Raw genomic sequence first — 17,883 nt, forward strand, 5'->3', positions numbered from 1 at the left:
CTTAAAGCGTGGCCATTTCGGCGATGGAAAGTCCTGATCGTATTTTTTCGAGCCGTTCATTGGCGCGTGTCAGTGAGAGAAAGGCCGGCCGGATGCCGGGCGGCCGCAGCAGGCCGCGGAGCGAAAGCTCCTGCATGATGGGGAAATGAGCCGCCGAAATCTTGCCCATCCAGAAGGGATCAAGAGCGCCGCCTTTACGAAGATGCTGGAGGATTTCGCTCAGCCCACGAAGATAGATGGCGTCTTTCGGCAGCCCGCCGCCGCGATAGACGCGCAGCACCATGTTGAAGGCATTCGCCTGATCAAAATGGTGCTCATCCGTGACCAGTCGATAGGTCTCGACGAAACTTGCCCCATCGAGCATGGCGGCACAGGCGACGACACGTCCGGCGACGAGGCGAAGGCGCTGGCGTGTCATGCCGCCCGAAAGATGTTCGGCCAGCACAGCTAAGCCTTCCTGCACGCCCTCATAGCCGGAAAGGCCGCTGCGAAAGAGCCGAAGTCCCTGAGCCGAACCGTTGAAGTAGGTGAGCAGGTGGACCCCGATCTCGTGATGCAGCAAGGCGTCGAGGCGGCGCTGTTCCATGACTGTATGGCGGGAAATCAGCAGCTTTTCGCCAGTCACCATCAGGCCCGGCGGAAGGTCATCACGGATTTCGACGCGCGCCTTGAAGCTCGCCTCCTCCTGATGATAGGCGTCGACCATCTCGCGTGCCTTTTGCGCGACTTCGTAGCAGCCGACCATGGGGATATCATCTTCATTGGCAGGCATCTTACAACGCGCGAGGACATCGAGCGCGAGCGTCAGCAGTTCCGGCTCGACCGAACTGTAAAGCGCACGGCCGAAATCGGTATATTGCCGCTTGTGCAAGTGGGCAAGCATCGTCAGCTGCAGGTCGATCTCCTGCTGCTTCTCGCGGTAAAGATGATAGAGGACCGGGTCTTCCAGATGGTCGAAGGCGACCGAATAGAGCTTGCGCTTCTGCTCTTCCACGTCGACGCCCAGCGGGCGATAGAGGAAATGCGGCGCATACTCGAAATCGCTTTGCTTGAATTCCTCGAAGGCCTGACGCGCATTGATCGGTGTGACCGACAGGAGGAAATCGAAGGATTGAGCGATTTCATCAACCGAGCGATCGGCACGGCGCACCGCATCGACAAACGCCTTTCGCCCAAGCGCCCGATGTGTGGTGATCTTAAGCGTGTTCGTTTCTGTCGCGAAGGCTGAGAAAGCGCGAAGCCCTGCATCGAAGAGATCGGCAATCATGGTTTCGCGAAGACCGGGATAGTCGGTACCTGATTCCGGCTGACGATAGATGGGGGCGAAGCGAACGCTGATGCAGGGGAAAGAAATACCAGCCTCTCTCAGCCGCAAGATCGGGTCCTGTGCGGGTTCTGGCCGCGTGATGCGCGGGGTGCGGAACCGTATCTCGGCATCGCAAATCGCCTTGATGAAGGCTTTTCGGGCATTCTGCGTCTCGGGTTCCGTGGTCGCGGAGACGGCGACTTCGTAATGCGGGAGGAAGGGGGAGTCGTCAGCCAGCAGGATATCGTGCTCCAGCTCACCGATATCGAGGACGACGAAGGCGCCGAAGCGCTTGACCATCTCATCACCGATCGCCTGGATGATCGGGGCGGCTTCGCTTAAGCTCGAGGCGATGAGGTAGGATGCATTGGCAGAGGCAATGTCGCGCGCGGCAAGGTTCTTTGTTCCGTAGGTCAAATGCAGGCACAGGAACGGAAGCGGCCTGTCGATATGAAGACGACCATCCTTGCCGACATCCTTGCGGATTGCCTGTCCCTCAGACAAAGCAGTTGAAATTTGCGACAGCAGCGGCTCTTCTTTTGCCTGCTTGATCTGGGAGACATTGCTCATTGGCGCTCTCGCAGCAACTGTTCGAGCAGCGCTTCCAACGCGATCATCGTGCGGCGAATATCGGCGACAACCCGTGTGTCCGGTTCTCCGGTCCACTCGTCCATGAAGATCTTCTTGAACTCGATGGCAATGGCACACCCTGTGTCCGGATAGGTCTCATGAACGAAGCGCGTTTGTTCGCCGCGTCCCTGAAATGCAATATTTTCACGAACGTCGAGCTTGCGGCCACCGATCTCAGCCGAGGCAAAGTGCTCCATCACAGCGTCCACCGCAAAGGCCCAGCGGCTGCGATCCATGGAGATGGTGCCGATATTGATGTCGGGCGCTTTTTCCTGCGCAGTGACAGGTCCATCGGCGCCCTGGCGGCGGTGATTGTAGCTGTGAACGTCCAACAGGATAAAGCGGCCATGTGACCTTTCGATCCGATCCAAGAAGGCCGACAGCATCGCGTAATAGTCGTCATGAACGGCGAGCGATGCCGCAATAGCGGCGTCGGATGGGCGCGTGCGCCAGACCTCCAGTCCCCAGGACTGCTCCGGCGTGAGATAGATCGCGGCGTCCCTTGCGCGATTGAGGTCGATCTCGAAGCGTGATCGCTGCCCGATGATCCTGTTTGTCAGGCCGCTGATCATCTCACCGGTATAAGGATCTTCCTCATAAAGCCGTTCTGCATCGGAAAGCGCCACCGTATCGAGGAGATCATCGCGCAGAAGATGACCGTCATGGATCGCGGTGCCAATGATCGGTGAGCTGCCAAATGACGCCGACCAGATTTGTCTCTTTGATGTGTTGGGACTTGCGCCGTTTTCCGTCATTTTCCCCTCATGAACTCGGGTGGGAAACACGAAAGCGCGAATGTTGGTTCCAGGATACCTCTATTGGATCGTGGAACAGCCCAAAACGTGTCGCAATCTCTCAGATTAGGTCCTGATGCTTCAAGCCTTTGTTTTGTCGTATGCCGGGATCGCAAAACCGCTGCACGATTTGCGTGGACCATCCTTTTAAGAGCGGCTTACTTGCTCACCTCGGCGAATGCGAAACCGGTGGCCGTCCTCGGTCTTGATTGTCTCGAGAAGAATATGACCATCTTCCCGGCACATATGGGGAATATCGATAACCGCCAGAGGGTCGGTCGTCTCGACAACCAGGTCTTCATTAGGGAGCAAGGCGGAAAGCTTCTTGCGACTGCGCAAAACCGGAAGAGGGCATTTCAGCCCCTTCAGATCAAAAACGGCGTCGGTTGCCAAGGTCACTCCTTGGCCCAGAACTTCCAGAACGGTTTCTTAGCCGGTTCTTCCTGTGCCGTTGCGCTAAATGCGAGCGGGTTGACGGCGGGAACGGGGATGGCCTGCGTCGCAACCGCTGGCGCTGGCTGCGTCTGAACCTGTGCCGCGGCTGCGAGCATGACGGATGTCGGGCGGGCAGCGACCGCAGGCTGGGATGGCGCTGGTTGCGATGCCGGAGCGGTGGTGCGCGGTGTTGAACCAGAGGCCGAGGCAATGGCGGTAGCCCCGGTTGCGGAAATCCCCTTTGCCGCCTTCTTTTCCATCAGTGCGGCGAATTCGGTTTCCTTCATCAGCTTACCGGCCTTAAGCGCCGAGCCGGTGGGCGCGTAAGCCGGTTCCCGACCTTTGCGCTTTTCTGCAACCAGAACCTTGCGCTCGGCCTCGGTCGGATCATACCAGACCATACCGTCGAACTTCTTCATCGCCTTGTCGTAGGCAAGGTCGTAGGTCTTGTTGTAGCTAACCATTGTGCTGGCGAGTGCCGGCGGCGTGCTCATGGCGGGGCAGGTTGCAGCAGCGTTGAACTGCCCACCCTGTGCCTGCTGATTGAAGACGTATTTCTTCTCGCAGACATTCACCTCGGGCGGACGCTTGGTGACTTCGAAATGATCGTAGCCGACCTTCAGCATCTTCCAGAATTCGTAATTCTCGCTTTTGTGGTGGCGTGCCATGTTTTCCGCGGTCATGCGGAATGGCAGGGCCTGAAGCTGGATCGTCTTCTGGCCACCCTTGAAGGCGTCGCGCGCGAAAGCGTAGATCTCCAGCATCTGCGCGTCGGTCATGGAGTAGCAGCCCGATGACGAGCAAGCGCCATGGATCATCAGGTTCGTGCCGTTGCGGCCGTTCGCCTGGTCGTAGCGGTTCGGGAAGCCGGTATTGATCGAAAGATAGTAGTTCGAATAGGGATTCATGTGGCCGGGAGAAAGGCTGTAGAACCCTTCAGGCGCCTGCCTGTCCCCCTCTTTGACCTTCGGTCCGAGTTTGCCGGACCAGGCACAGATATCGTAGGACGCAATGACCTCGAACCGGTTGTCGCGTCGCGCCTTCCAGACTTCCAGCTTGCCTTCTTCCTTCAAGATGCGAATCATGATCGGCGCATTGCGATCCATGTTCTTCTTGTCCATCTCGGCAAGGATGGTGGGGGCGAGGGGATAATCGACCTTGTTTTTGACATGAGACACGTCACGCTCGACGGTTTCGAGCGTTTCGTTACAGCCCGCGAGCATTAGACCGGCGCAGGCAAGAAGAGCGATGTGTCTCAAACGCATGGGCGTCATACCGATTTGCATGATGTCTAATGCTCGTAAGGTAAATTGAATTTGATTACAAGTCAGTTGTTTTCTCTCGTGATTCAGGTCGTTGCGGCTTTGCTCTTGATCGCTATATTCAGGTCATGATCGCATTGTTCGAAGCCTACTGGCCCCACGTTCTCGCACTGCTCTCGCTTGTCATGGGGACCGTGGCTGCGGTCCATGCCACAATGACCAAACAGGAAGTGCGCTCAGCGCTGGGTTGGGTCGGCGTGATCGTGCTGTCTCCCATCATTGGCGCGTTGCTCTATGCCATTGCAGGCATCAACCGGATCAGGCGCAGCAACCTTGGGCAACAGCGGTCTTTGATGCATGGCACGATCATGGACAGGGTGGCGCGGTTCGACGCGGACAACGCCCTTGTCGTCGAGCGTTTCGGCCGACGCTTTGTGGCAATGAAGACCGTGGGTGACCGGGTGACGCGTGCGGCGCTGACCACAGGCAATACCATTGAGACCCTGTCCGATGGAGACGAGGCCTATGCGGCCATGCTTGACGCCATCGGTCATGCGCGCCGGTCGATCATCCTGGAAACCTATATTCTTGATCACGACCGGATCGGGCTTCGCGTCGTCGCGGCACTCGCCCGCGCCAAAGAACGGGGTGTCGAGGTTCGTGTGCTGGTCGACGCTGTCGGCGCGCGATACTCAGTACCAAGCATCCTCTCCAAACTGCGGCTGGAAGAGATCAAATCCGCGGTCTTCAATGGCAATGTGATCATGGGGCTGCGGCTGCCCTATGCCAATCTGCGCACGCACCGAAAGATCCTGATCGTCGATGGCAAGATCGCCTTTACCGGCGGCATGAATATTCGCGAAGGCTTCACCCGCGAGTTCCATGGAGACAAGCAGTCGCACGACACGCATTTCAAGGTCCAGGGCCCGGTGGTCGCCGATCTTTTCACGGTCGCAGCGGAGGACTGGCGCTTTGCCAGCGGCGAGCGTCTGGACGGACCTGTGTGGGATATCACCATTCCCGATGGCGTTCCCGGTCAGCCGATCCTGATGCGTGCGGTGGCCTCCGGACCGGATAACAGCATTGAGACGAGCCATAAGATGCTGATGGGTGCGTTCTCCATCGCCCGGTCCTCGATCCGCATCATGTCGCCTTACTTCCTGCCGGATCGCGAACTGATCTCCGCCCTGACGACGGCCGCGCGTCGAGGCGTCGCGGTCGACATCATCGTTCCGGCGACCAACAACCTGATGCTGGTCGATCGCGCCATGACGGCACAGTTCGATCAGTTGCTGAGGAGTTACTGCCGCATATGGCGCGCCACCGGCCAATTCAATCACTCCAAGCTTCTGGTGATCGATGATCGCTGGTCCTATGTTGGCTCGTCAAATCTCGATCCGCGTTCGCTTCGATTGAACTTTGAGGTGGATATGGAAGTTCTGGATGAAGGCTTTGCGAACACAGTGTCGGAGCGGATAGGTCTGGCACTCGAGAATGCAACGCCGGTGAAGCTGGAAGAGTTGAGGGCAAGGCCGTTCCTCGTTCGTCTGACGGAACGGATATTGTGGTTGGCCTCGCCTTACCTTTGACATCGGCATCGGCTTGAACCCATGACGCGACCACGCGTCAATTGAAGGAACTAGAGCGTCCCTTGTGCGTCCCAAAGACGCACGGCGCTTACGACAGGAAAACGATGCGACCGAAAAACGATAGTCTCCCTGCAGTTTTCATTTCGTCGCTGCGCAACCGCAAGAACCGGCGCTGTATAGACGAGGTCTCGATCGAGGAGACCTCTCCGGTCGTTGCCTCCTACAATGTGCACAAATGCATCGGTCGCGACGGCAAGTTTGACCCCGATCGCATATGCAGGGTCATTCACGAACTGCGAGCCGACGTGGTTGCGCTCCAGGAGGCCGATAGTCGATTTGGCGAGCGGACGGGCCTGCTCGATCTCGGGCGGCTCGAACGTGAGTGCGGGCTGACGCCGGTGCAGGTGGCAGGTGCCAGCAAGGCGCATGGCTGGCACGGCAATGTCGTGCTGTTCCGTGAAGGCGCGGTCCGCGATGTTCACACGGTCAAACTGCCTGGGTTAGAGCCGCGCGGCGCACTCGTAGTGGAGCTGGACCTGAAACTCGCGGGGACACTCCGCATTATCGCTGCGCATTTCGGCCTGCTGCGGCATTCCCGCGCTCAGCAGGCTAAGGCCCTGGTGGAGTTGCTGAACAAGCGCGAAGCGCAGCCAACGGTGTTGATGGGCGATTTGAACGAGTGGCGGCTGGGCAATGGCTCATCGCTCAATACCTTCCGCGAGGCCTTTGGGACCTTGCCGCCCGCGGTGCCGAGTTTTCCCTCCGGACTTCCCGTTCTTGCGCTCGATCGCATCATTTCCAATCGCGAAGGCATGATCGAGAAGGTTGAAGCCCATGATAGCGCGCTGGCGCGTGTTGCCTCCGATCACCTGCCGCTGAAAGCGACGATCAATACGGATCTTCTCAAGATGTCGGCTGCTGGCTAGATCGCTGCACTCCTTCGAACGTGCAACGATGCGCCCGCTCCGTGACGCTGGGCGCGATGCTTTGCCAACACCACGTTCAACTCCCCGGTCGACACGATAGAGCCGACTGACGCTTCCCTCTGAGATGCGGTATCTGGGTGCCATCATCCCGCCCAATTGGACTTCTACTCCATCATCTGTGCTGGGGCGATGGACGAGATTCTCTACCTGCTTGAAGGCTTTGGATCAAATCGTTGGAACCATTTTGGGTGTGCGCAATTGAATGTCCGACAAAGACTTCAGGGCTGTTGGGTCACAGAATAAAACAGGAGAAAACAGATGAAAAAGACTTTTGCCGTTACTTTTGCTGCCATGACACTTGGATTGAGCGGTCCGATCAGCGCAGTCGCAGCCGATCTGGCGCCGTACCGCGAAACCTACCAGGACAGCGACGACCGTAATGGCGTTAAGATCGGCTATCTGACCTGCGACGTTGGCGGCGGTGTTGGCTACGTGATCGGTTCGGCCAAGGAACTGGAATGCACGTTCAAGTCCACCGTCGGCGCGCGCCGCACCGACAGCTACACGGGCGTCATCCGCAAGATGGGGGTAGACCTCGGCTTCACCACGCAGGGCAAGCTGGTCTGGGCAGTGTTCGCCCCGACGGCTGGTTATCACCGCGGTTCGCTGTCCGGCCTCTACCAGGGCGCAACGGCTGAAGCCACCGTTGGCCTTGGCGTCGGTGCAAACATCCTGGTCGGCGGTACTGCTGGCTCGATCCAACTGCAGACCGTCAGCGTCACCGGCCAGGTTGGTCTGAACCTTGCTGCGACCGGCACATCCGTGACCTTGACGCCAGCTAACGGCTGATCGGCATCATCTCGGCCACGTCAAAATGCCGCATGAGCAACAATCGCCCTCTTCGCTATATAGCGGGGAGGGCGTTTTCGTTACCGGACCAGAGAAATCCCATGAAGCCAATCGTGTCGCTTGCCGTTTCGCTCGTCTTGCTTTTTACCACGGGGGCGTATGCCGATGGCGATCCGGCGGCGGGTGAACGCGCCTTTGGCAAATGCTCGAACTGTCACAACGTCGATACGCCCCGGACGCGTCTTGGACCACATCTGATGGGCGTTGTGGGAAGGCCGGCCGGTTCCGTTGCAGACTATCCGCATTACTCGCAGGCCATGAAGGATGCTGGGGCAGGTGGTCTTGTCTGGAATGAAGAGGCGTTACGGGAGTTTCTCTCAAGCCCGAAGAAGAAGGTGCCGGGCACTGCGATGCGTTTCTTCGGCCTCTGGAGTGAAACGGAGATCGACAACATCATCGCCTATCTCAAGACAAAACCGGCTCCCTGAGCCAGTTATCAACGCGAGGCGAGAATGTCTTCCGCCTCATCGAGAGCCATGGAATAGACACGGCTCGCCAACTCGAAGCTGTAACCGCCTCTGGCAAAAGCCGAGATCTCCTTGTTCATACGCTTCTCGTCCACCTCGTCTTCACGCCGGAACGGCCCGAACCGTCTCTTCCGTGCCAGCACGACGGCCGCGTAGAGATCGTCGCTCGCTTCAAGAGCGTGTTCTACAATGTCCTTGCTGACACCTTTCTGATTGAGCTTCTGCGCGATCGCCCGCCTGGATTTTCCACTCCGCACAGCGGAGCGAGTAGTGATTTCGGCAAAGGCATTATCGTCCAGTGCCTTGATCTCATAGGCAAACCGCACCGCGGAGTCGGCCAAAGCGCGGATCTGTTCTGCGGAGATGTCGTCGAATTTCTCTTTGGCCTTGCGGGAAATGGCATCGAAAAGCTGCCGCTCCGTCATCATCCGTCTTTCTAGACGGTAGATCGTGGAGTTCCTGGCCCATGTCAGCATGCGGCTTGTGGGAGCGGTCTCGGTCGGCTCGTCACTCATCTCAGGTCTGCGACGCCTCGTGCGGCAGGTTCTTCAAGGCGTAGACCCCCACCGGATGCTCAAGGCCGCGCAGCAGTTGCGGCCCGATGCTGTCGAATTCGCTCTCGTTGTCGATCATTGCGACGAAATCTTCGGAGAGCAGAACCTGCCTGCGAACCGTCTTGGTCAGGGTTTCCAGGCGCGAGGCAATATTGACCGCCGGGCCGATCACCGTGAAATCGAGCCTGCTCTTGGAGCCTATATTGCCATACATGACATCGCCGACATGAACGCCGATACCATAGCCGAACGGCTCGTGGCCCTTGTCGATATTGCTGGTGTTCAATTCCTCAAGCGCGGTCTGCGCCTCGCGAATGGCGGCGATAAGGTTTGGTCCTGCATCGGCATTGTTCAACGGAAAGATGGCCAGCAGACCGTCACCCATGAACTTCAAAATTTCGCCACCGTGCTTCTCGATCGGCTCCGCCAGCGCATCGAAATAGCCGTTGAGCAATTCGATGACATCGTCACGCGGCCAAAGGTCGGAGATGCGCGTAAAGTCGCGCAGGTCGCAGATCATGATCACCGCGCTCACCGTATTGCCGCTACCCCTTCGCGTCGCGCCCTCGAGAATTTCCTGGCTGGCATGCGGGCCGACATAGGTTTCCAGCAATGTGCGGGCCATGCGGTTCTTCAGCCGTATTTCCGAGACGAGAGAGATGGCCGGCACCAGGCTTTTCAACTGCTCGATTTCCGATTCAAGAAATCCGCTCGCACGATCGCTGGCAAAGGTGACCACGTGGCGTTTGCCGAATGTGTGCTCAAGCGGCCAGGCGACATATTCCGTCAGGCCTTCTTCGCGCAAATCCCGATAGATCTGGTAGTCCGGATCGATCGGGCCTGGCAGATAAAGCGCCTGTCGGACCTCGTCTGCGCCCTTGTGGATGTCATAGAGCGGGCTGTTCAGATATTCTGCCGTGGTTTCGCTGCCATAGGCATAGGTCGCAAACTCCGCTTCCTTCTCGCCCCGGTTCCACAAGATGCGCGCGCCGCGCCATTGCGGGTGTTGCACGAGAAAATTCATCGATGCCCGCGCAATCGAGATGCCCTGGCTTCTCAATCGCCCGCACATCTCGACGAAAATATTGTCGATGTAGCGGTTATCGCTCGTCCCAGTCACCAGCCAGTCGAGCACATCGCTTCGCTGATGTGGCCACAGCGCGTTCTCTTCGACAGGGTTTGGAATATCTACGGTTTCCACAAGAGCCATGTGCTCGCCTCTCCGCCTTTGCGTGATTGAAGAGGCGGCAGCGCTCCCACTTCAATGCAGGGCATTTGGTGCATCATAACGGAAAATGGAAGGGCGGGGAGGATAAGAAATATTGGATATAAAAAAGGGCGCCTGCATGCGGCATCCGCCGGCAGGCGCCCTTTTTCGATCTTGAAGGATCGTTTTAGAGAACGGCGGTCAACGGAAGCTGAAGCGCGTTCGCAACGCGTCTCAGTCGCGAGGGGTCGCTGTCTGCGCCCGTTTCGAGAGCCAGAATTTCCTGCGAGGTCAGCCCGCAGGTCAGGGCCAACTGATCGACCGTATAACCTGCAGCGTTACGCGCCGAGGCGATTTTGCCTGCAAAAGGGGCGCTGGTTTCATGTCCTGTAAAAGGTGTCGAGACGGAAATCGTCATGAATAAATCTCCCTAGAAGAATGGACACTGAATGTGCCGGCGGCGAATGCCGTCGCGTTGAATTGCATGCGACTGCGCTGCAAAGGAGAGATGAATGTTGCAGCGCAGCAGGGAAAATAGTCATCTTTGCCGCGCTTGCAATAGTTAAATTGCGATTAACGAATATGCCTTTGTCAGATTGTCGCACGCCTGCAATGGCGATGTCTGGTAACTCATTGGAAGTAGGCACTAGAGCCGCGGCGAAATCCCGATGGCGGAATGCCGGCAATCTGGCGGAAGGCCTTGTTGAAGGCACTCACCGAACCGAAGCCACTTTCCATCGCGATGCTGAGAATATTGTCCTTACCGTTGACGAGCATGGCCTGGGCGCGGGAGAGCCGGAGAAGTGTCAGATACTTCATCAGCGTCATGCCGGTCGACTTGCGAAAGACGTTCATCGCGTATTTTGGGTGCAGGTTCGCCACCCGGGCGATGTCCGTCGCATCGATATCTTCCAGAAAATTGGCGGCGATGAAATCGCACATCCGTGCCACGGCAACGGATGCGGCATTGTCCTGACTGGTCGTCTTCGAGGCCGAGGAGGCTGGGGAAATGACATCGTAAGGCTCCATGAACATGCGCTCGACGCGCAGGATCAGCTCCTGGACAGCATTCTCGGCCTTGGCGATGTCACCGGATTTCGCATAATCCCGCCATCGGGCGAAGTTCTCATCATCTGCCTTTCCCGTCACCTCCGTCAGCATGGTGGCACCGCCCATCAGCATGGCAGAGACGGCGGGTGGAAGACGCATGCGGAAGAAGTGGAAGAGCGGCAGATGTGCGCCGGCGTAAAAGGAATCGTCAGAGGATTCGTCCATCTGATGCGGCTGTCCGCCCCAAAACAGGCACATCTGTCCCGCGCTCATACGGAACGTGTGGTCGCCCATGCGATAGTGAACGCTGCCGGACATGACGTAATTCACTTCCACCTGCGCGTGCCAGTGGGGCATCAGCATGACGGGTGGGTGGGCGTAAAAAAACTGCAGAGTCGTCGGCCAACCCTCGATGCTGCTCGCACCCGGCTGATAGACGGCTTTTTCCTCGATCTTACTTTTCGACAAATTCACGTTCCCATTTTACGAGACAGATTTCGCCACCCCGCTACTCTGCACATGTTCGCTTAAGAACGGCAATTGAAAAAGGGAGGTTTTCAATGTGCTTTAAAATCACGGGCGTGGCGGTATCGCTTGCCCTGCTTGCGGCTGCACCCGCGTCTGCCCAAACCACCATCACAATCTGGAGCTGGAACGTCGCCGCATCGGCGTTGAAATCCACTCTGGAAGGCTTCAACAAAGCCAATCCGGACATCAAGGTGGATGTCCAAGATCTTGGCAACAACCAGGTTTATGACAAGGCGCTCGCCGCCTGCGCCGCCGGTGGCGAAGGCTTGCCGGATATCGTAACCGTTGAAAACTTTGAGGCGGAAGTCTTCTGGAGCCGTTTCCCCGATTGTTTCACCGATGTAAAGGCACTTGGCTACACGCCTGAAAAGCAGGCGCTTTTCCCCGAATTCAAGCGTACCGAACTGGAAGTCGATGGCGTTGCCTACGCCGTTCCGTGGGACTCCGGTCCGGTTGCCGTTTTCTACCGTCGTGACTTCTACGAGAAGGCCGGCGTCGATCCGGCCACCATCAAGACCTGGGACGATTTCATTGCCGCCGGCAAGAAGGTCATGGAGGCCAATCCCGGCGTGGTCATGACGCAGGCCGACTTCAACGGCGACAGCGAATGGTTTCGCATGATCTCCAACGAACAGGGCTGCGGTTACTTTTCGACAGATGGCCAGTCCATCACCATCAATCAGCCGGCCTGCGTTGCGACCCTCGAAAAGCTGAAACAGATGAAGGATGCGGGCATCATCACCGCCGCGATCTGGGATGAAAAGATCCAGGCCAATACCGCCGGCAAGGTCGCAAGCCAGATGTATGGCGGCTGGTATGAAGGCTCGATCCGCTCCGGCTCTCCGGACCTTTCCGGCAAGTGGGGTGTCTATCCGATGCCGAGCCTGACGGCAGATGGTCCACGTGCGGCAAACCTTGGCGGCTCGTCGCTCGCCATCAGTTCCGTTTCCCAGAACAAGGAAGCGGCCTGGAAGTTCGTAGATTATGCGCTGACGACGAATGAAGGCCAGGTCATGATGCTGAAGTCGTTCGGTCTCGTTCCCTCGCTTCTGTCTGCCGTCAACGATCCCTTCGTCAAGGAGCCGCAGCCCTATTGGGGCGGCCAGGCCGTGTGGACGGATATTCTGGCGACTCTGCCGAAGATCAAGCCAAGCAGAGGCACGGCCTACCAGTCCGATGCGGAAGGGATCTACCGCGCCGTCCAGACGAAATATCTGGCAGGCGGCTACCCGGACGCCAAGACGGCACTCGATGATGCCGCCAAGCAGATCGAATCCGCAACGGGTCTTCCCGCTGCACAGTGATCTCCCAAGCTGAACCAGAGCCGGGCGCCCCGTGCAAGGGGCGCCCGGATAGGGTCAGCCCTCATGTAAATTATCGTTCGGGAGGTGAAGATGCCCATCAGAACCAGGGTCGCCTATGCGTTTCTTGCGCCCTATCTCTTGATCTTCACGACATTCTGGCTCTGGCCGATCATCAACTCGTTTCTGCTGTCGTTCCAAAACACGCGCGTCAATCCATGGCGTTTCGCGCCGTCGATGAATTGGGGGCGCCTGATCGGCGATCCGGCCTTTTACAATGCGCTCTACAACACGCTGATCATTCTCGTCATTCAGGTTCCGATCATGATCGCACTGGCCACCATCATGGCCGTGCTGCTGAACTCGCCGCTTCTGAAAGCACGGCCGCTTTATCGCTTTGCCTTTTTCGCTCCGGTCGTCGTGGGTGAGGTCGCTTACGCCGCCGTCTTCCGCCTGATGTTCAGTGCCGATTTCGGCATCATCAACAAGATGCTCGTGAATGTCGGTCTCTCGCCCATCTCCTGGTTCGACAATGCGACTGCTGCCATGGCGCTGATCATCATCGCCGTGACGTGGCGATGGGCAGGCTACAACGCCATCATCATCCTGGCTGGACTGCAATCCATCCCCGGCGACGTCTATGAGGCGGCGCGGCTGGACCGGGTTAGCAAACGCCAGCAGTTTTTCCACATCACGCTGCCGCTTCTGAAACCCATCATCATCTTCTGCATGGTGCTTTCGGTCATCGGCACGATGCAGCTCTTTACCGAACCGTTCCTCATCACCAATCGTGGCGGCCCGGGTGGTGGCACGGAGACGCTCGGCATCTTCCTTTACCGCCAGGGCTTCACCTCGCTCAACTTCGGCTATGCCTCGGCGATTGCCTACACGATCGCAGCCCTTGCCATCGTCATATCGCTCTTCAATCTCTGGGTCGGGAGGGAGCAGAAATGAGATCGAAATCGAGATCGCTTCTCTGGCAGAAAATCGCGCTACATGCGGCGCTCACGCCACTTGCTCTGATCTGGCTTTTCCCGCTGTGGATGATGTTCGTCTTCTCGACCATGCCGGATTACGGCATCTTCAGTCCGAATATCGAGCTGATCCCGTCGACGCATTTCATCGAGAACTTCCAGAACCTGCAGGCAGACACCGATTTTCTGCGCGCGATGTTCATCTCGATCACGGTGGCAGTGATCTACACGGTCCTCTCCGTCATGCTGACGTCGATGGCAGGATGGTCCTTGGCACGCTATCGCTTCGCCGGACGCTCGGTGGTGGTTGCGATTATCATCGGCACCATCACCTTGCCCTATGCGGTCGTCGTCATTCCGCAATTCATCATGGTGGCCCGAGAGTTCAAGCTCGGGAATACATGGGTGGCGCTGATCGTCCCGCCTCTCTTCAACTCGCTCGGGGTACTCTTTATGCGCCAGTCCTTTTCTATGATGCCAGGCGAGCTGTTCGACGCCGCGCGTGTGGAAGGGGTGAAAGAGTGGCAAATCTTTCTGCGCATAGCGCTGCCGCTGGCGCGCCCCACCATGGCCGCTCTTTCGATCATCCTGTTTCTCGCCTCGTGGAACAACTATCTCTGGCCGCTGCTCATCAACTCCCGTCCAGGAATGATGACCGCACCCGTGGCGCTCGGCACGCTGATCGGTCTCACCAAGGTTTCGTGGGGCGGGATCATGGCCGGAGCGGTGCTGCTGACCGCGCCCATTCTCGTCATCTTCGTGGTGTTGCAGCGCCACTTCATCGCCGGCATTTCAGCCGGCGCCGTCAAGTAATCCGGGAGGAGCCGCATGGCGGGACTTTCACTTAAAAACGTCGTCAAACGCTATGGTTCGCTGGAGGTTATCCACGGCGCGAACCTGGAAATCCAGGATGGCGAATTCGTCGTTTTCGTTGGCCCCTCAGGCTGCGGTAAATCGACCCTGCTTCGCATGATCGCTGGTCTTGAGGATATCTCGGATGGCAAGATCGAGATCGGCGGCAAAGTCGTCAACGATGCCGAGCCAGCCGATCGCGGCATTGCCATGGTCTTCCAGTCCTATGCGCTCTATCCGCATATGACGGTCGAAGAAAATCTGTCCTTCGGCCTTCGCATGAATGGCAATCCCAAGGCTGATACGGAAGCGCGCGTTCAGCGTGCCGCCGAAATCCTGCAGATCAACGAGTTGATGCTGCGCAGGCCAAAGCAGCTCTCCGGTGGTCAGCGGCAGCGTGTTGCCATTGGACGTGCCATCGTGCGCGAACCGCAGGTGTTTCTCTTCGACGAACCGCTCTCCAATCTCGATGCGGAATTGCGCGTCCAGATGCGGGTGGAAATCTCCAAGCTGCACAAGCAGCTCGGCACGACGATGATCTACGTGACCCACGACCAGACGGAAGCCATGACGCTTGCCGACAAGATCGTGGTGCTGCGCGGCGGCAAGATCGAGCAGGTCGGCGCGCCGCTCGATCTCTATGACGATCCCGAAAACCGCTTCGTGGCAGGCTTCGTCGGATCGCCAAAAATGAACTTTCTGCCGGGCAAGGTCGCTCACGAGGCCGCTGAAGGCGTGACGATCACCCTGGACCACGCGCCGACCTTCTCATTGACCCTGACGGTTGCGGCGCGGCCTGGGATCGGCGCGCCCATCACGCTCGGTATTCGCCCGGAGCATTTCGAGGATGCCGGCAAGGCTGCAGATTTGACGGTTGCCGTCGATGTCGCCGAACATCTTGGCAATACCAGCTACGTCTATGCACATCTGGCGGAAGAGTTGCCGTTGATCATCGAGCGCCCCGAGTCCCGCCATGTGGGCAAGCTCGACCGGCTCACCGTCTCCGTTCCGGCCAACAAGGCCTTCCTGTTCGATAGCGACGGCACGCGCCTGCGCTAAACCCCATTTCACATCCAAAGCAGACGAGGAATATCATGCCCGACCTTCAACCTATCCGCTGGGGCATTATCGGACCCGGCACCATCGCAAAGACCTTTGCCGAGGGCGTTGCCCATTCGACGACCGGCAGGCTTGTGGCGATCGCAACGCGCAATCCGGATCGTCCGGGCCTGAGCGATGGCTTCCCCGGTGCCCGCATTGTCAATGGCTACGATGCGCTGCTGTCCGATGCAGAGATCGATGCCGTCTATATCGCAACACCGCACACCGGCCACGCCGAATGGGCGATCAAGGCGATCCGGGCCGGCAAGCACGTGCTGGTGGAAAAGCCGATTGCGCTTTCCGCTTACGATGCCGACGCCATTTTCCACGAGGCGAAGAAGGCAGGGGTTTTTGCCGGTGAAGCCTATATGTACCGTCTGCATCCGCAGACCGCCAAGATCGTCGAGCTGGTCAAGAGCGGCGCGATTGGCGAGGTGAGGATCATCCGCTCCAGCTTCGGCTTCAGCATGGGCAGCTTCCGCGCCGATCACCGCCTGTTTGCCAATGAGAGTGCTGGCGGCGGCATTCTCGATGTCGGCGGCTATCCGGTTTCTATGGCTAGGTTGATTGCCGGTGCCGTTTCAGGTCAGCCGTTTCTGGAGCCCACCAAGGTTTCCGGCGTAGCGCATCTCGGTCAATCGGGTGTCGATGAATGGGCCTCGGCCGTGCTGAAGTTTCCGAACGAGATCATCGCCGAAGTGTCCTGCTCGATCATGGCGAACCAGGACAACGTGCTGCGCATCATCGGGTCGGAAGGCCGCATTGAAGTGCAGGACTTCTGGTTTGCTTCCGGCCATAAGGGTGGGGTAGGCAAGATCGACGTGATCAAGGGCAAGGACCGCCAGACCATTGAGGTTGCCGAAGATCGTTATCTCTACTCCTTCGAGGTGGATGCGGCAGGCGAGGCCATTCGCAACCAGTCCCAGGAATTCGCCTACCCCGGCATGAGCTGGGCCGACACGCTCGGAAATCTGCGGGTCATGGATCAGTGGCGCGCCTCGGTTGGACTCGAATATGGCGTGGAGAGTGCTGCCAAGCGCGTTCTCAACATTGCAGGCGGCAAGGTTGCGCCGGGCAATTCCGTACCGACGCGTCAAATTCCGGGCGTCGCCAAGCCCGCATCGGTCGTGGCGCTCGGTTTCGAGTTCTTCCCGAACTTTGCTTCCGCATCGCTGACCCTCGACAGCTTCTATGAGGCCGGCGGCAATCTCTTCGATACCGCCTTCGTCTATGGCGGCGGCAAGACGGAGGCGATTTTTGGCGACTGGCACACCAGCCGCAACGTACTGCGCGAAGAGATCGTGCTGATCGGCAAAGGCGCGCATTCGCCGCTTTGCTATCCCGATATGATTGCCAGGCAACTCGACCAGTCTTTGAACCGGCTGAAGACGGACTACGTCGATATCTATTTCATGCACCGCGACAATACCGATGTGCCCGTCGGTGAGTTCGTCGATGCGATGGATGCAGAAGTAAAGCGAGGGCGCATTCGCGGCATTTTCGGCGGTTCGAACTGGACGCGCCAGCGCATGGACGAGGCAATCGCCTATGCTGAGAAGACCGGCAAGACCGCGCCGGGCGCGCTTTCCAACAATTTCTCGCTGGCCGAAATGCTGGACCCGATCTGGGCCGGATGTGTCGCAGCCTCCGACGAGCCTTGGAAAGAATGGGCGAAAGAGCGCCAGATCCCGAACTTCGCCTGGTCCAGCCAGGGCCGAGGCTTCTTCACCGACAGGGCAGGCCGCGACAAGCGGGACGATGAGGAGATCGTGCGCGTCTGGTACTCCGAGCGCAATTTCGAGCGCCGCGACCGGGCAATCGAGCTTGCCAAGGAGCTTGGCCGTCACCCGATCCACATCGCGCTCGCCTATGTGATCGCGCAGCCCTTCCCCGTCATTCCGCTGATCGGCCCGCGCACCATTGCCGAGCTGGAAGACAGCCTGTCGGCGCTCGACATCAAGCTCACGCCTGAGCAGGTGCGCTGGCTGGAAGCTTGAT

17 protein-coding genes are annotated in these 17,883 nt (G+C 58.4%); 9 read left to right on the forward strand and 8 right to left on the reverse strand.

Annotated features, from left to right (window positions below):
* Position 1: 1 nt before the first annotated feature.
* The 4 genes from ACTJK5_RS16730 to ACTJK5_RS16745 all read right to left on the reverse strand — a co-directional run bounded on the left by ACTJK5_RS16730 (position 2) and on the right by ACTJK5_RS16745 (position 4,430).
* On the reverse strand, positions 2-1,876 hold the full coding sequence (locus ACTJK5_RS16730) for a flavohemoglobin expression-modulating QEGLA motif protein (RefSeq protein ID WP_440612860.1): 1,875 nt from the start codon (positions 1,874-1,876) through the stop codon (positions 2-4).
* Positions 1,873-2,691, reverse strand: coding sequence for an N-formylglutamate amidohydrolase (locus tag ACTJK5_RS16735; protein ID WP_440612861.1), 819 nt, complete (start codon positions 2,689-2,691; stop codon positions 1,873-1,875). Before ACTJK5_RS16735 ends, ACTJK5_RS16730 begins: the two co-directional genes overlap by 4 nt.
* 186 nt (positions 2,692-2,877) lie before the next feature.
* Positions 2,878-3,129: a sulfurtransferase TusA family protein gene (locus ACTJK5_RS16740; RefSeq protein ID WP_113261536.1), complete on the reverse strand. Its 252-nt coding sequence runs from the start codon at positions 3,127-3,129 to the stop codon at positions 2,878-2,880.
* Positions 3,126-4,430: a L,D-transpeptidase family protein gene (locus tag ACTJK5_RS16745; protein WP_440612862.1), complete on the reverse strand. Its 1,305-nt coding sequence runs from the start codon at positions 4,428-4,430 to the stop codon at positions 3,126-3,128. The genes ACTJK5_RS16740 and ACTJK5_RS16745 overlap by 4 nt, the downstream gene beginning before the upstream one ends.
* Positions 4,431-4,555: 125 nt before the next feature.
* Between ACTJK5_RS16745 and cls the strand changes: the two genes are divergently transcribed.
* The 4 genes from cls to ACTJK5_RS16765 all read left to right on the forward strand — a co-directional run bounded on the left by cls (position 4,556) and on the right by ACTJK5_RS16765 (position 8,279).
* The gene (cls, locus tag ACTJK5_RS16750; protein ID WP_062444955.1) at positions 4,556-6,016 is read left to right on the forward strand and encodes a cardiolipin synthase; all 1,461 of its coding nucleotides are present in this window, start codon (positions 4,556-4,558) and stop codon (positions 6,014-6,016) included.
* A 104-nt stretch (positions 6,017-6,120) separates the two neighbouring features.
* The gene (locus ACTJK5_RS16755; RefSeq protein WP_440612863.1) at positions 6,121-6,942 is read left to right on the forward strand and encodes an endonuclease/exonuclease/phosphatase family protein; all 822 of its coding nucleotides are present in this window, start codon (positions 6,121-6,123) and stop codon (positions 6,940-6,942) included.
* 318 nt (positions 6,943-7,260) lie between these two features.
* Positions 7,261-7,791 (forward strand): DUF992 domain-containing protein, encoded by a 531-nt coding sequence (locus ACTJK5_RS16760; RefSeq protein ID WP_062424001.1) that lies wholly within the window; start codon positions 7,261-7,263, stop codon positions 7,789-7,791.
* A gap of 101 nt (positions 7,792-7,892) precedes the next feature.
* Positions 7,893-8,279, forward strand: a complete 387-nt coding sequence (locus ACTJK5_RS16765) for a c-type cytochrome (protein ID WP_440612864.1) — start codon at positions 7,893-7,895, stop codon at positions 8,277-8,279.
* 8 nt (positions 8,280-8,287) lie between these two features.
* Here the strand turns inward: ACTJK5_RS16765 and recX are convergent, their stop codons facing one another.
* From recX to ACTJK5_RS16785, 4 genes are all read right to left on the reverse strand, one after another.
* Positions 8,288-8,833, reverse strand: coding sequence for a recombination regulator RecX (gene recX, locus ACTJK5_RS16770; protein ID WP_440612865.1), 546 nt, complete (start codon positions 8,831-8,833; stop codon positions 8,288-8,290).
* A gap of 1 nt (position 8,834) precedes the next feature.
* Positions 8,835-10,082: an adenylate/guanylate cyclase domain-containing protein gene (locus ACTJK5_RS16775; protein WP_440612866.1), complete on the reverse strand. Its 1,248-nt coding sequence runs from the start codon at positions 10,080-10,082 to the stop codon at positions 8,835-8,837.
* 184 nt (positions 10,083-10,266) lie between these two features.
* On the reverse strand, positions 10,267-10,497 hold the full coding sequence (locus tag ACTJK5_RS16780; protein WP_062444964.1) for a helix-turn-helix domain-containing protein: 231 nt from the start codon (positions 10,495-10,497) through the stop codon (positions 10,267-10,269).
* A gap of 212 nt (positions 10,498-10,709) precedes the next feature.
* Positions 10,710-11,603, reverse strand: coding sequence for a helix-turn-helix domain-containing protein (locus tag ACTJK5_RS16785; protein ID WP_440612867.1), 894 nt, complete (start codon positions 11,601-11,603; stop codon positions 10,710-10,712).
* A gap of 86 nt (positions 11,604-11,689) precedes the next feature.
* Between ACTJK5_RS16785 and ACTJK5_RS16790 the strand changes: the two genes are divergently transcribed.
* From ACTJK5_RS16790 to ACTJK5_RS16810, 5 genes are all read left to right on the forward strand, one after another.
* Positions 11,690-12,961 (forward strand): ABC transporter substrate-binding protein, encoded by a 1,272-nt coding sequence (locus ACTJK5_RS16790; RefSeq protein ID WP_112360378.1) that lies wholly within the window; start codon positions 11,690-11,692, stop codon positions 12,959-12,961.
* A 90-nt stretch (positions 12,962-13,051) separates the two neighbouring features.
* Positions 13,052-13,912, forward strand: coding sequence for a carbohydrate ABC transporter permease (locus tag ACTJK5_RS16795; RefSeq protein WP_062600603.1), 861 nt, complete (start codon positions 13,052-13,054; stop codon positions 13,910-13,912).
* On the forward strand, positions 13,909-14,745 hold the full coding sequence (locus ACTJK5_RS16800; protein ID WP_440612868.1) for a carbohydrate ABC transporter permease: 837 nt from the start codon (positions 13,909-13,911) through the stop codon (positions 14,743-14,745). Before ACTJK5_RS16795 ends, ACTJK5_RS16800 begins: the two co-directional genes overlap by 4 nt.
* Before the next feature lie 15 nt (positions 14,746-14,760).
* Positions 14,761-15,843 (forward strand): ABC transporter ATP-binding protein, encoded by a 1,083-nt coding sequence (locus tag ACTJK5_RS16805; RefSeq protein ID WP_440612869.1) that lies wholly within the window; start codon positions 14,761-14,763, stop codon positions 15,841-15,843.
* 35 nt (positions 15,844-15,878) lie between these two features.
* Positions 15,879-17,882: an aldo/keto reductase gene (locus ACTJK5_RS16810; protein WP_440612870.1), complete on the forward strand. Its 2,004-nt coding sequence runs from the start codon at positions 15,879-15,881 to the stop codon at positions 17,880-17,882.
* Position 17,883 lies beyond the last annotated feature (1 nt).

Source organism: Agrobacterium sp. 22094 (assembly GCF_052046015.1).
Lineage (GTDB): Bacteria > Pseudomonadota > Alphaproteobacteria > Rhizobiales > Rhizobiaceae > Agrobacterium > Agrobacterium cavarae.

Excerpts from the sequence above, each read along its gene's own strand:
- ACTJK5_RS16755 (WP_440612863.1), top strand. The coding sequence starts at position 6,121 with ATGCGACCGAAAAACGATAGTCTCCCTGCAGTTTTCATTTCGTCGCTG.
- ACTJK5_RS16735 (WP_440612861.1), bottom strand. The coding sequence starts at position 2,691 with ATGACGGAAAACGGCGCAAGTCCCAACACATCAAAGAGACAAATCTGG.
- ACTJK5_RS16760 (WP_062424001.1), top strand. The coding sequence starts at position 7,261 with ATGAAAAAGACTTTTGCCGTTACTTTTGCTGCCATGACACTTGGATTG.
- recX (WP_440612865.1), bottom strand. The coding sequence starts at position 8,833 with ATGAGTGACGAGCCGACCGAGACCGCTCCCACAAGCCGCATGCTGACA.
- ACTJK5_RS16730 (WP_440612860.1), bottom strand. The coding sequence starts at position 1,876 with ATGAGCAATGTCTCCCAGATCAAGCAGGCAAAAGAAGAGCCGCTGCTG.
- ACTJK5_RS16805 (WP_440612869.1), top strand. The coding sequence starts at position 14,761 with ATGGCGGGACTTTCACTTAAAAACGTCGTCAAACGCTATGGTTCGCTG.
- ACTJK5_RS16780 (WP_062444964.1), bottom strand. The coding sequence starts at position 10,497 with ATGACGATTTCCGTCTCGACACCTTTTACAGGACATGAAACCAGCGCC.
- ACTJK5_RS16800 (WP_440612868.1), top strand. The coding sequence starts at position 13,909 with ATGAGATCGAAATCGAGATCGCTTCTCTGGCAGAAAATCGCGCTACAT.
- ACTJK5_RS16810 (WP_440612870.1), top strand. The coding sequence starts at position 15,879 with ATGCCCGACCTTCAACCTATCCGCTGGGGCATTATCGGACCCGGCACC.
- cls (WP_062444955.1), top strand. The coding sequence starts at position 4,556 with ATGATCGCATTGTTCGAAGCCTACTGGCCCCACGTTCTCGCACTGCTC.
- ACTJK5_RS16795 (WP_062600603.1), top strand. The coding sequence starts at position 13,052 with ATGCCCATCAGAACCAGGGTCGCCTATGCGTTTCTTGCGCCCTATCTC.
- ACTJK5_RS16790 (WP_112360378.1), top strand. The coding sequence starts at position 11,690 with ATGTGCTTTAAAATCACGGGCGTGGCGGTATCGCTTGCCCTGCTTGCG.
- ACTJK5_RS16765 (WP_440612864.1), top strand. The coding sequence starts at position 7,893 with ATGAAGCCAATCGTGTCGCTTGCCGTTTCGCTCGTCTTGCTTTTTACC.
- ACTJK5_RS16745 (WP_440612862.1), bottom strand. The coding sequence starts at position 4,430 with ATGCGTTTGAGACACATCGCTCTTCTTGCCTGCGCCGGTCTAATGCTC.
- ACTJK5_RS16775 (WP_440612866.1), bottom strand. The coding sequence starts at position 10,082 with ATGGCTCTTGTGGAAACCGTAGATATTCCAAACCCTGTCGAAGAGAAC.